This window comes from Piscinibacter gummiphilus, assembly GCF_032681285.1.
GTDB lineage: Bacteria > Pseudomonadota > Gammaproteobacteria > Burkholderiales > Burkholderiaceae_C > Rhizobacter > Rhizobacter gummiphilus_A.
This window is the reverse complement of the sequence record NZ_CP136336.1, coordinates 2,539,172-2,551,719: the sequence shown is the minus strand read 5'-3', so window position 1 is coordinate 2,551,719 and position 12,548 is coordinate 2,539,172. Positions and strand designations below refer to the sequence as shown.

The 12,548-nt window shown below is 66.1% G+C and carries 9 protein-coding genes and 2 tRNA genes; 7 read left to right on the top strand and 4 right to left on the bottom strand.

The window, feature by feature from the left end; translation table 11 throughout:
- Positions 1 to 98 precede the first annotated feature (98 nt).
- The 4 genes from RXV79_RS11955 to RXV79_RS11940 are packed head-to-tail and all read left to right on the top strand — an operon-like array spanning position 99 to position 3,995.
- Positions 99 to 878 (top strand): oxepin-CoA hydrolase, alternative type, encoded by a 780-nt coding sequence (locus RXV79_RS11955; protein ID WP_316703633.1) that lies wholly within the window; start codon positions 99 to 101, stop codon positions 876 to 878.
- Positions 879 to 926: 48 nt separating this feature from the next.
- Entirely contained in the window at positions 927 to 1,631 is a 705-nt protein-coding gene (locus RXV79_RS11950) for a Crp/Fnr family transcriptional regulator (protein WP_296719328.1), read from the top strand.
- A 23-nt stretch (positions 1,632 to 1,654) separates the two neighbouring features.
- The gene (locus RXV79_RS11945) at positions 1,655 to 2,713 is read left to right on the top strand and encodes a phosphotransferase (RefSeq protein WP_316703632.1); all 1,059 of its coding nucleotides are present in this window, start codon (positions 1,655 to 1,657) and stop codon (positions 2,711 to 2,713) included.
- 37 nt (positions 2,714 to 2,750) lie between these two features.
- The gene (locus RXV79_RS11940) at positions 2,751 to 3,995 is read left to right on the top strand and encodes an acyl-CoA dehydrogenase family protein (protein ID WP_316703631.1); all 1,245 of its coding nucleotides are present in this window, start codon (positions 2,751 to 2,753) and stop codon (positions 3,993 to 3,995) included.
- A gap of 21 nt (positions 3,996 to 4,016) precedes the next feature.
- Here RXV79_RS11940 and RXV79_RS11935 read toward each other — a convergent pair whose 3' ends face one another.
- The gene (locus tag RXV79_RS11935; RefSeq protein WP_316703630.1) at positions 4,017 to 4,760 is read right to left on the bottom strand and encodes a hypothetical protein; all 744 of its coding nucleotides are present in this window, start codon (positions 4,758 to 4,760) and stop codon (positions 4,017 to 4,019) included.
- 63 nt (positions 4,761 to 4,823) lie between these two features.
- On the opposite strand from RXV79_RS11935, the gene RXV79_RS11930 reads away from it, so the two are divergent.
- Together RXV79_RS11930 and RXV79_RS11925 are read left to right on the top strand one after the other, a co-directional pair.
- A complete protein-coding gene (locus RXV79_RS11930; RefSeq protein ID WP_316703629.1) occupies positions 4,824 to 5,516 on the top strand; it encodes a glutathione binding-like protein in 693 nt (230 codons plus the stop codon).
- A 168-nt stretch (positions 5,517 to 5,684) separates the two neighbouring features.
- On the top strand, positions 5,685 to 7,010 hold the full coding sequence (locus tag RXV79_RS11925; protein ID WP_316703628.1) for a protein kinase domain-containing protein: 1,326 nt from the start codon (positions 5,685 to 5,687) through the stop codon (positions 7,008 to 7,010).
- A gap of 23 nt (positions 7,011 to 7,033) precedes the next feature.
- Here the strand turns inward: RXV79_RS11925 and RXV79_RS11920 are convergent.
- From RXV79_RS11920 to hrpA, 3 genes are all read right to left on the bottom strand, one after another.
- Positions 7,034 to 7,110 (bottom strand) — tRNA-Arg (locus tag RXV79_RS11920).
- A gap of 23 nt (positions 7,111 to 7,133) precedes the next feature.
- Positions 7,134 to 7,210: transfer RNA gene (locus RXV79_RS11915), tRNA-Pro, on the bottom strand.
- A gap of 34 nt (positions 7,211 to 7,244) precedes the next feature.
- A complete protein-coding gene (gene hrpA, locus RXV79_RS11910; RefSeq protein ID WP_316703627.1) occupies positions 7,245 to 11,054 on the bottom strand; it encodes an ATP-dependent RNA helicase HrpA in 3,810 nt (1,269 codons plus the stop codon).
- A 110-nt stretch (positions 11,055 to 11,164) separates the two neighbouring features.
- Between hrpA and argA the strand changes: the two genes are divergently transcribed.
- Positions 11,165 to 12,520 (top strand): amino-acid N-acetyltransferase, encoded by a 1,356-nt coding sequence (argA, locus tag RXV79_RS11905; protein WP_316703626.1) that lies wholly within the window; start codon positions 11,165 to 11,167, stop codon positions 12,518 to 12,520.
- The last annotated feature ends 28 nt before the right edge of the window (positions 12,521 to 12,548 follow it).

The window sequence follows — 12,548 nt, the reverse complement described above, 5'->3', positions numbered from 1 at the left end:
CACCCATCCTCCGAGGCGAACCGGGGCGCACAGAGCGGCCTTCCATGCTGCATGACACAATGCCCCGTGTGCCTCGAGCACCTATCGACACTCGCCACATGCCCTCAGAACTGCACGCCGAACGCCGTGATGCGGCCCTGGTCCTGACCCTCAGTGATCCGGCCACGCGCAACACGCTGTCGGAGCAGGTCTTCGCCGCCGGCATCGAGGCGCTCGACGTGGCCGAGAGCGACCCGAGCGTGCGCTGCATCGTGCTGCGCGGTGACGGCGACTTCTTCTGTGCGGGTGGCGACCTGCACCGACTCAAGTCCAGCCGCCAGGCGGACCGCTCCGTCCAAGACAACATGCTTGAGCGCTTCCACGGTTTCGTCGAAGCGCTGCGCGTCTTTCCGAAGCCGGTAATCGCCGCCGTCGAAGGCGCTGCCGCGGGCGGTGGTTTTTCGCTCGCGTTGGCATGCGACCTCATCGTCGCCGCCGACGACGCGAAGTTCATCCTCTCGTATGGCCGCATCGGCCTCTCGCCCGATGGTGGCGCTACCTGGCAGCTCATGCAGCGCCTTCCACGCAACCTCGTGCTGCAGATGCTGTGGCTCTACGAGCCCGTGACGGCAGCGCAGCTGCACACGCACGGACTCGTCAACTGGGTCGTGCCCAAAGGCCAGACGAGCGCACAGGCGTTTGCCATCGCCGAGAAGCTCGCGGCCTGCGCCCCCAATGCCATCGCGAGCGCCAAGGAGCTCGTGAACCAGTGGCCCGAGCGCAGCCTGGCTCAGCAGCTCGACCTCGAACGCGAGCATTTCCTCGACAACCTCTTCCACCCGAACAGCGGCGAAGGCCTTCAGTCTTTCCTGGACAAGCGGCCCCCGACATTCGAGTAAGACCACAGCGCAGAGACCGCAGCCAACGCTGTCGCGACAGAGACAACCATGAACAGCCCCGTTCTTACAATCGAAGAGCAGTCCAACATCGAGTCCGGCGCGTGGTTCTCCAAACTCTCACAGCCTCTGCGGGAAGCCATCTTGTCGAGAGCGCATGTGAGGCGCCTGGCCGATGGCGCGATGCTCGCGTCGCGCGGCGCTCAGGCCGAGAGCTGGTCGGGCGTGGCCAAGGGCGCGGTGCGCGTGAGTTCGGTGTCCCTGTCGGGCAAGGAGATCACGCTCACCTATGTCGAGCCCGGTGTGTGGTTTGGCGACATCTCGCTGTTCGACAACTTCCCGCGGACGCACGATTCATACGCACATGGCGAGACCACGCTGCTCGTGGTGCGCAAGCCCGACTTCCAGGAGCTGCTCGCGCAATTCCCCGAGCTGTACGAAGCGCTGCTGCGCCTCAACTGCCGTCGCCTGCGCCTGATGTTCGACATGATCGAAGACCTGAACACGCGGCCACTGTCGGCACGCCTGGCCAAGCAGATCCTGCTGCTGGCGCGCGGCTATGGCGTCAAGCAGGGCGACGAGATCCGCATCGGCCTGCAGCTCGCGCAGGAAGACCTCGCGCAACTGCTCGGCGCTTCGCGGCAGCGCGTGAACCAGGAGCTCAAAGGCTTCGAACGGGCGGGTGCCGTGCGCATCGAGCCCACACGTCTCGTCGTGCTTTCGCGCGAGAAGCTGATTTCACTTTCCGAACGTTGACGGCACCCTGGTGCCGGTGACCCATGAGTACCGACACCAGTTCCCACACGATCGACACGCAGGCGCTCGAACGCTACCTGCAAGCCCACCTGCCCGGCTACCGCGGCCCGCTCCAGATCGAGAAGTTCAAGGGCGGCCAGTCCAACCCCACCTACAAGCTCGTCACGCCGGAGCACTCGTATGTGATGCGCTCCAAGCCGGGGCCGGTGGCCAAGCTGCTGCCCTCGGCCCATGCGATCGAGCGCGAGTACCGCGTGATGTCGGCGCTGCAAGGCAGTGCCGTGCCCGTGCCGAAGATGCACCTGCTGTGCGAAGACGAGTCTGTGATTGGCCGTGCCTTCTTCATCATGGAGTTCATGCAGGGGCGCGTGTTGTGGGACCAGTCCCTGCCTGGCATGTCGCGCGAAGAACGCGCCGCGCACTATGACGAGATGAACCGCGTGATCGCGGCCATGCACCAGGTCGACGTGAAGGCCGTGGGCCTGGCCGACTACGGCAAGCCCGGCAGCTACTTCGAACGCCAGATCGCACGCTGGAGCAAGCAGTACGTGGCCTCCATCACCCAGCCCATCGAGGCGATGGACCGCCTGATGGAGTGGCTGCCGGCGCACATGCCGGCGAGCGCGCGAGATGAATCGCAAGTGTCGATCGTGCACGGCGACTACCGCCTCGACAACCTGATGTTCCACCCCACCGAGCCGCGTGCCATCGCGGTGCTCGATTGGGAACTGTCGACACTCGGCCACCCGCTCGCCGACTTCAGCTACCACTGCATGTCGTGGCACATCCCGCAGGCGACCTTCCGCGGCATTGGCGGGCTCGACCTCGTGTCGTTGGGCATCCCGCTCGAAGCGGACTACCTGCGCCGCTACTGTGAGCGCACCGGCCGCAAAGACGTGGCGACCGTCGAAGCCGACTGGAATTTCTACCTCGCCTACAACCTCTTCCGCGCCGCCGGCATCTCGCAAGGCATCGCCAAGCGCGTGGAGAACGGCACCGCCTCCAGCGCCGAAGCGCGCCAGGTCGCCGCCAGCGCCCGCCCGTTGGCCGACATGGCCTGGCAGTTCGCCCAGCAGGCCTGACCCCTCTCTCACCCCCGGATCACCCAAGGAGACATACATGGACTTCGCCTATTCACCGCGCACCCAGGAGCTGCAAGCCAAGCTGCTGCGCTTCATGGACGACTACATCTACCCGGCCGAAGCGCGCTACACCGCCGAGATCGAAGCCAACACCAAGGCCGGCAAGCGCTGGACGCCGCTCGAAACCATCGAAGAGCTGAAGGTCAAGGCGCGCGCACAGGGCCTGTGGAACCTCTTCCTGCCACCAAGCGCCGACGGTTCGGTGCGCGAAGCCGAATACGGCCCCGGCCTGTCGAACCAGGAATACGCGCCGCTGGCCGAGATCATGGGCCGCGTGATGTGGTCGAGCGAGGTCTTCAACTGCTCGGCACCCGACACCGGCAACATGGAAACCATCATTCGCTATGGCACTGCCGAGCATAAGAAGCGCTGGGCCGAGCCGCTGCTCGACGGCAAGATCCGCAGCGCGTTTGCGATGACCGAGCCGGCCGTGGCTTCGTCGGACGCGACCAACATCGAAGCCCGCATCGAGCGCCAGGGAGACGAGTACGTCATCAACGGCCGCAAGTGGTGGATCTCGGGCGCCGGCGACCCGCGCTGCGCGATCTACATCTTCATGGGCAAGACCGACCCGACCGCGCCGCGCCACAGCCAGCAGTCGATGATCCTGGTGCCGGCCGACACCAAGGGCATCACGGTGATCCGCCCCCTGCCCGTCTTCGGCTACGACGACGCGCCGCACGGCCATTGCGAGATCCTGTTCGAGAACGTGCGCGTGCCGGTGAGCAACGTGCTGCTCGGCGAAGGCCGCGGTTTCGAGATCGCACAAGGCCGCCTCGGCCCAGGCCGCATCCACCACTGCATGCGCCTGATCGGGCTGGCCGAACGTGCGCTCGAACTCATGTGCAAGCGTGCCAGCTCGCGTGTGGCCTTCGGCCGCACCGTGGCCGAGCAAGGCGTGACGCGCGAGCGCATCGCCGAAGCCCGCTGCCGCATCGAGCAGGCCCGCCTGCTGACGCTCAAGTCGGCCTGGATGATGGACGTGGCCGGCAACAAGACCGCCAAGGCCGAGATCGCGATGATCAAGGTGGTGGCGCCGTCGATGGCCTGCCAGGTGATCGACTGGGCGATGCAGGTGCATGGCGGCGGCGGCATGTCGGACGACTTCCCGCTCGCCTACTTTTACGCCATGGCCCGCACGCTACGCTACGCCGACGGCCCTGACGAAGTGCACCGCAATGCGATCGCCAAGCTGGAACTCGGGCGCTACGCAGCCGCGTGACGTCGAGTGGCCGAAGGGGCCTCAGCGCCCCTTCGGTGAGTCTTCGGGGCCGAGCTGCGTCTGCCAGGCCGTGGAGCCGGTGCTGTGCCAATCGGGCGAACCCTCGGCGCCCACGCCGGCCACGCGCAATGCCTGCAGCACGGCCACCTCGAAGAGGCCCACCGCCTGCGTCATGAGCGCCACTTCAGGCTCTGGCAACTGCATGCGCAGATAGGCGCGGCCGCGCAGCAGCATCAGCACGAAAGGCGGCTCGGATCTCAGGAAGCCCGCCAGCGACTCTTCGAGCTGCTTGGCCAGCGCACCCTCGACCCACGACGCCGCTTCGGGTTGCGCGCTGCTGACCAGACCGAAGCGCGAGCGCACCTCTTTCGCAGCCTTGTACGGCACTTTCGGGAACATCGCCAGCCAGCGCATCTCTTCCGGCGTGTTGGCGTCGATCACGGTCTGCGTGCTCTCGGTGAAACGCTCGAAGGCCTGGCGCTCCAGGTTCTCGAGCAGACCTTGCGAGATCAACAGCACCTGCAGGTTGTGCGAGAGCCCCAACTCCATGCGCAGCCGCAGCTCATGCCCGTCGATGTACTGGCGCTGCGGCGGGCCCCACTCGAGACGCCACGGTTTGCTTTCCATGCCGCCGGTGATGACGAAACCCTCGCCCTCGGCTTCGCGCTTGTACTTGAGCTTGTTGTGCCGGGCCCATTCCACCACCTCGCGCCACTCGGGCCCTGGGGCCGGGCGGGAAATCAGCTTCTTGAAGGCATCAAGCATGATGAGGTGGCATCCACTAGAGTGGGCACACGGCAGGTGCCGCGATGACAGGAGACTATAGCGATGATCGACGTGTATTCGTGGGCTACCCCCAACGGCCACAAGGTCCACATCATGCTCGCGGAATGCGGCCTGCCCTACCGCGCGCATCCAGTGAACATCGGCGCCGGAGACCAGTTCAAGCCGGAATTCCTGGCGATCAGCCCGAACAACAAGATCCCCGCCATCGTCGACCCCGACGGGCCGGATGGCGAGCCGATCTCCTTGTTCGAATCGGGCGCCATCCTGCTTTACCTCGCTGGCAAGACGGGCCGTTTCCTGCCCAGCACGGTACGCGGGCGCTACGAGACGCTCGAGTGGCTGATGTTCCAGATGGGCGGCGTGGGGCCCATGCTCGGCCAGGCGCATCACTTTCGCATCTACGCACCCGAGAAGCTGCCCTACGCGATCGACCGCTACACCAACGAAGCCAAGCGGCTCTACGGCGTGATGGACAAGCGCCTGGCCAAGAGCAAGTACATCGCGGGCAACGAATACACCATCGCCGACATCGCCATCTTCCCGTGGCTGCGCTCCTGGAAGAACCAGGGCATCGACTGGGCCGACTATCCCCACCTCAAAGGCTGGTTCGACGAGATCGCTGCGCGGCCGGCCGTGCAGCGCGGGGTCGAGGTGCTGGCCGACTTGCGAAAACCGCTCGTCGACTCGCAAGCGCGCGACGTGCTCTTCGGCAAGCAGCAGTACGAGCGCCGCTGACCAGCCTGTCTGCGGTGACGTTCGCGGTGTCTTGCGCCCCCTAGACCCGGGGTCGCGAAAACGGCGAAAGGGCGTACTGTCCGCGTCAAAATACACACTTTCGCCCGCTTGGGCGATGGTTTAGCGCGCCCGATGAACTTGTCCGAGCCACTTCAGCCTTCAGGCCCGATGCCCGCCATCGCCGGCCAGACGCTCCTTCCGGGTGAAAGGCTGTGCGACTTCGAGATCGTGCAGGTGATCGGGCTCACGAGCTTCGGCGTGCTCTACCTCGGCCGCCAGCTGCAAGACGGCAGCACGGTCGCCATCAAGGAGTACATGCCGTCGAGCCTGGCTATCCGCACGCGCGATGGCCGGGTCGAAGTCACCGACCCAGCGCATGTGCAGGCGTTCGAACGCGGCTTGCAGGCCTTCCTGGCCGAGGCGCTAACGCTGTCGCAGTTCGAGCAACCGAACCTCCTGCGTGTGAGCGCCGTGTGGGAAGACAACGGCACCGCCTACCGCTCGATGCCCTACCTCACCGGCACCACGCTGCTGGCGTGGCGGACGGGCCTCGCTGAGCCCGCTTCGCAAGCGCAGATGGAAGCCTTGCTGGAAGGTCTGCTCGAGGCCCTGCGGACGCTCTTCCAGGCCGGCCTGGCACACGGCCAGGTCGAGCCTCTCAACATCTATATCGGCGAAGATGGCCAAGCCGTGCTGATGGACTTCGACGCCGTCCACCAGGCGGTGCAGAGCGACCCCGACAAGCCCTACGTCGACGCCTATGCCGACCCCGCGCGCGTGGAGGCGATGATGAGCACCGATCTGCGCGCGGTTGCGGCGGTGCTGCACTTCGCGATCAGCGGTGATTGGGCGCCGGTGCGCCCCGGGCAGGCGGTGCGCTACCCGCCGTTGTCCGACGTGCTGCTGCGCTTCAAGGACAGCGCCTCGGCGTTGGAGTACAGACCCGAGTTCCTTGCCGCCATCGATGCGGCGCTGGCTCAACCGGTGCAGGACGGGCCGGGCACGATCACCGAGTTTCGCGCGCTGTTTGCCGCCGATTCGTCGCCCGTCCCGCTGCTGGAGCCGGGCGGCACGGTTGAAAAGAAGCGTGCCAAGCGCCCCAGGCGTGAGCCCATCCCACCGGCTCCGCCCGCGTATCCCTTGAGCTCCAGCGAGAGCGTGCTGGCGCTGCTCGCCAACTTCGAGCGTGGCCCGGCGCCTTCCGCAGAAGACGTGGAGCCGTTTCAGGTCCCGGAAGTGCCCACGCTCACCGAAGAGGCCGAGCCCACCTTGCCTCCGTTGCGCATCGTCAACCCGTTCGATGACCTGGAAAGCCGCGACTCGCTGCCCACGCTCTCGGTGGACGAGCAATCCGACTACGAGCCATTGCCCTATACGCCGATGCCGAGCATCCGCCCGCGCAACCCGTGGAAGCAACGCCTGCCGGTGATTGCCGCGATGGCCGCGGTGCTGATCGCCACCATTGGCGCCCTCGCCTGGCAACTGTTCGGCTGATGGTGTGAGACGGCGGCCAGACTTGGCCTGCCCGGAGGGACTCGAACCCCCGACCTGCTGCTTAGAAGGCAGCTGCTCTATCCAGTTGAGCTACGGGCAGTGAGGGGGTGACCCACAGAAGAATGGTCGGAGCGGCGGGATTCGAACTCGCGACCTACTGGTCCCAAACCAGTTGCGCTACCAGGCTGCGCTACGCTCCGATCGGCGCGCATTGTACCCAGGGTCTTCGGGCGCTCACGCGTTGATTTGCTGCAAAGCTTTCTCGAGCCGTTTCACGCTCACGGGCTGAGGGGTGCGCAACTCCTGCGCGAAGAGACTGACGCGAAGCTCCTCGAGCAGCCAGCGGAACTCATCGAGCCGTGCATCACGTACGCCACGCCGGTCGGCCATCAGCCGCAGGTAGCGCTGCTCCAGCGGGCGCATCTCGGCGAGGCGCGTGGCGTCACGAGCCGGGTCGCCGCGCAGCTTGTCGAGCCGCATCGTCACACCCTTGAGGTAGCGCGGCAGGTGCGCCAGCTGGGTCCAGGGTGTGTCGAGCACGAAGCGCTTGGGCAACAGGCGCGCGAGCTGTGCCTGGATGTCGTCGGCGACGTCCTTGGTCGGGCGGGCATCCTTCAACTTGCGGGCCGCCGCGGCGTACTCGGTGAGGATCGCCAGCGCACTGCGCGCCACCTCGTTGGCGATCAGCGTGAGGCGCCCGCGGCCCTCGTCGATGCGCTTGCGAAACGCCTGCGCGTCGGTGGGCAACGGCTCGCCGAGGAAAGCCCGGTCGAGCGCGAGGTCGACGATCTGCTGGCGCAGCTCGTCAGCCGTGCCGAGCGGCATGTAGAAGACGGCCATCTTCTGCAGATCTGGAATGTTCTTCTCGAGGTACTTGAGCGCGTCGCGGATCTGCAGCGCCACCAGGCGGCGCAAGCCGGCGCGGTGCTTGGCCGCAGCGATCTCGGGCTCGTCGAACACCTCGATCAGCACATGGTCGCCCTTGTCGATCAGCGCCGGGAACCCGACGAGGCTCTGGCTGCCGCGCTTCACTTCCATTAACTCGGGCAGCTCGCCGAAGGTCCAGTCGGTGTAGCGGACATCGGTGGTGGAAGGCGGCGGTGCCACGAGTTCGGCCTTGACCGGCGCGTTGGATCTCTGCGCGGCGGGGGGCGCCGGAGGCGGCTCATCCGCTTTCGGGAGGCCGGGGCGCAACACCGCCAGTGCCTGAAACGCCGAGCGCGCCTGCCCGCCCAGTTCGGCTTTGAGGCTCGCGAGATTGCGGCCCATCGCGAGCTGCCGGCCGTGCTCGTCGACCACGCGGAAATTCATGAAGAGGTGCGGCGCCAGCTGTTCGAGCTTGAAGTCGTTGCGCTGCACGGCGAGCTGGGTGCGCTCGCGCACCGCCTTGAGCAGACTGTCGACCAAGGAACCCTGCGCAAACGGCGTGAGCTCGCAGAACTCGGCCGCGTAGTCGGGCAGCGGCACCAGACGCGAGCGTGGCCGCTGATGCAGGCTCTTCACGAGCGCGAGCACCTTGTCTTTCAACATGCCGGGCACCAGCCATTCGCACCGTTCATCGCTCACCTGGTTGAGCGCAAAGATGGGCACGGTGACGGTGACGCCGTCTTTGGCATCACCCGGCTCGTGCAGGTAGCTTGCGCTGCAGTCCACCCCGCCCAGCCGGATGGTCTTCGGGAAGGCCGAGGTGGTGATGCCCGCGGCTTCGTGGCGCATCAACTCTTCGCGCGTGAGCTGCAGGAGCTTCGGCTGGCGCTTCACTTCGTCGCGGTACCAACGCTCCAGCGTCGAGGCGCTCATCACGTCGGCTGGGAGTTGCTGGTCGTAGAAGGCGTGGATCAGCTCGTCGTCGACCAGCACGTCCTGCCGGCGCGACTTGTGCTCCAGCTCCTCGACCTGCGCGATGAGCTTGCGGTTGGCAGCGAGAAACGGCAGGCGGCGCGCCATCTCGTCTGACCACTCGCCGTTCACCAACGCCTCGCGGATGAAGATCTCGCGGGCCGCCGCCGGGTCGACGTTGCCGAAGTTCACCCGACGGTTGCTGTAGACCACGATGCCGTAGAGCGTGGCGCGTTCGAGGGCCACCACCTCGCCGGCCTTCTTCTCCCAATGCGGCTCCAGCAGCTGCGTCTTCAGCAGGTGCGCGCCGACGATGGGCAGCCACTGCGGCTCGATGTTGGCAATGCCACGGCCGAAAAGGCGAGTGGTCTCGACGAGTTCGGCCGCGACGATCCAGCGGCCAGGCTTCTTGCTGAGGTTGGCACCAGGGTGTTTGTAGAAGCGGATGCCCCGCGCACCAAGGTACCAGTCGTCTTCGTCGCTCTTGAGGCCGATGTTGCCGAGCAGGCCGGCCAGCATCGTCATGTGGAGCTGGTCGTAGGTGGCGGACGAGCCGTTGAGGCGCCAGCCATGTTCGGCGACGACCGTGTGCAGCTGCGAATGGATGTCGCGCCACTCGCGCACGCGCCGCGGCGAGATGAAGTTCTCGCGCAGCAGCTGCTCCTGCTTGCGGTTCGACAGCTTGTGTTCGCCCTGGCCACCTTTGCTGTCTTCCAGCCACTTCCAGAGCTTGAGCGTGCCCACGAACTCCGACTTCTCGTCGTCGAACTTCTTGTGCGCGTTGTCGGCCGCCTGCTGCTGCTCGATGGGGCGGTCCCGCACGTCCTGCACGCTCAGGGCGGAGGCGATCACGAGCACTTCGGCCAGGGCCTGGCGGTTGCGCGCCTCCAGGATCATGCGGCCGACACGGGGGTCGAGCGGCAGTTTGGCGAGTTCGCGCCCGGTGGCGGTGAGCTCGTTCTGGTCGTCGACGGCACCGAGTTCGTTGAGCAGTTGGTAGCCATCGGCCACCGCGCGCCGCGGGGGCGGTTCGAGGAACGGAAACTCTTCGACCAAGCCCAGCCCGAGCGACTTCATGCGCAGGATCACACCCGCCAGCGACGAGCGCAGGATCTCCGGGTCGGTGAAGCGCGGGCGCTCGTTGAAGTCCTTCTCGTCGTAGAGGCGGATGCAGATGCCGTTGCTGACGCGGCCGCAGCGGCCGGCGCGCTGGTTGGCCGCCGCCTGGCTCACGGCCTCGATCTGCAGCTGCTCGACCTTGTTGCGGTAGCTGTAGCGTTTGACGCGCGCGGTGCCGGCGTCGATCACGTACTGGATGCCGGGAACCGTGAGCGAGGTTTCGGCCACGTTAGTGGCCAGCACGATGCGGCGCGCGCTGTGGGGCTCGAAGACGCGGTCCTGCTCCTGTTGCGACAGGCGCGCAAACAGCGGCACGACCTCGACGCCGGGCGGATGGTGGCGGCGCAGGTGGTCGGCCGCCTCGCGGATCTCGCGCTCACCGGGCAGGAAGACGAGCACGTCACCCGCACCTTCGCGCCAGAGTTCGTCGACCGCATCGCCGATCGCATCGTTGAGCCCGTACTCGCGACTTTCCTCGAACGGCCGGTAGCGCTGCTCGACCGGAAAGAGCCGCCCCGACACCATGATCACCGGCGCCGGCCCGTGGCGCGATGCGAAGTGCTGCGCGAACCGATCGGCATCGATCGTGGCCGACGTGACGATGATCTTCAGGTCGGGCCGGCGCGGCAGGATCTGCCGCAAGTAGCCGAGCAGGAAGTCGATGTTGAGGCTGCGCTCGTGGGCCTCGTCGATGATCAGCGTGTCATAGGCCTTGAGCAGCGGGTCGGTCTGCGTTTCAGCGAGGAGGATGCCGTCGGTCATGAGCTTCACGCTCGCGCCCGGCTGCAGGCGATCCTGGAAGCGCACCTTGTAGCCCACGATTTCGCCGAGCGGCGTCTTCAACTCGTCGGCGATGCGCTTGGCCACGCTCGATGCGGCGATGCGCCGCGGCTGGGTGTGGCCGATGAGCTTGCCGGTGTTGGCACGGCCTCGGCCCATCGCGAGGGCAATCTTCGGCAGCTGGGTGGTCTTGCCGGAGCCGGTCTCGCCGCAGACGATCACCACTTGGGCTTCAGACAGCGCGCGTTCGATCTCCTCGCGTTTGCCCGAGACGGGCAGCGATTCAGGGAAGTTGATCGGGGGCAAGGGCGTCGCGGTGACCGGTGCGGGCCGGCCGCGACGCGCGGAAGCGTCTGTCGTCAAGGGTCGTCGTGCAAAATCGCGGATTATTTCAGCCTCTCGCCTGTGGCGCGCGCATGGACCTCATCTTTCCGCACACCTTCGTCCCGTGGTTCCGCTCGGTTGCGCCGCACATCCACGCACACCGAGGCAAGACGTTCGTGGTGGCGATCGCTGGCGAGCTGATTGCCGCGGGCAAGCTCACGGCTTTCGCTCAAGACTGCGCCCTGATGCAGGCGATGGGCGTGAAGCTCGTGCTGGTGCACGGCTTTCGCCCGCAGGTGGAAGAGCAGTTGCAGGCCAAGGGCCACGTCTCGCGCTTCAGCCACGGCATGCGCGTCACCGACCCGGTGGCGCTCGACTGCGCGCAGGAAGCCGCGGGCCAGCTCCGATATGAGATCGAAGCGGCGTTTTCGCAAGGCCTGCCCAATACCCCCATGGCCGGCGCGGCCGTGCGCATGATCTCAGGCAACTTCATCACCGCACGGCCCGTTGGCATCGTCGACGGCGTGGACTTCCAGCACACCGGCCTCGTGCGCAAGATCGACGCCATCGCCATCCGCCAGAACATCGACGCCGGCTCGCTGGTGCTGCTCTCACCCTTCGGCTTTTCGCCGACCGGCGAGGCCTTCAACCTCAGCATGGAAGACGTGGCCACCAGCGCCGCCATCGAACTGCAGGCCGACAAGCTTCTCTTCGTGACCGAAGTGCGCGGCATCCCGCAGGACCCGCACGCCGGCGACCCGCGCGATGAAGACGTCGAGATCGACCAGGAGCTGGCGCTGGCCGAGGCCGAAAAGCTGCTCGCCCAGCTGCCCAACCCCACCCAGCCGACCGACACCGCCTTCTATCTCCAGCACGCGGTGAAGGCCAGCAAGGAAGGCGTGGAACGGGTGCACATCCTGCCGTTCAACGTCGACGGTGGCGTGCTGATGGAAGTCTTCACCCACGACGGCATCGGCACCATGATCGTCGACGAGAAGCTCGAAAGCCTGCGCGAAGCCACCGCCGACGACATCGGCGGCATCCTGCAGTTGATCGAACCGTTTGAAAAAGACGGCACGCTTGTCAAACGCGACCGCACCGAGATCGAACGCGACATCGACCACTACACCGTGATCGAACACGACGGTGTGATCTTCGGGTGCGCAGCGCTCTACCCCTACCCCGAAGCCAAGACCGGCGAGATGGCCGCGCTCACCGTGAGCAACAACGTGCAAGGCCAAGGCGACGGCGAGCGCATCCTGAAGCGCATCGAACAGCGCGCCAAGGCCATGGGCATGACGAGCATCTTCGTGTTGACGACCCGCACCATGCACTGGTTCATCAAACGCGGTTTCGCGCAGGTCGACCCCGACTGGTTGCCCGAGTCACGCAAGCGCAAATACAACTGGGACCGCCGCTCCCAGGTGCTGGTGAAGAAACTGGCCTGAAGACAATTTTCAGATTCTCAATTTCACA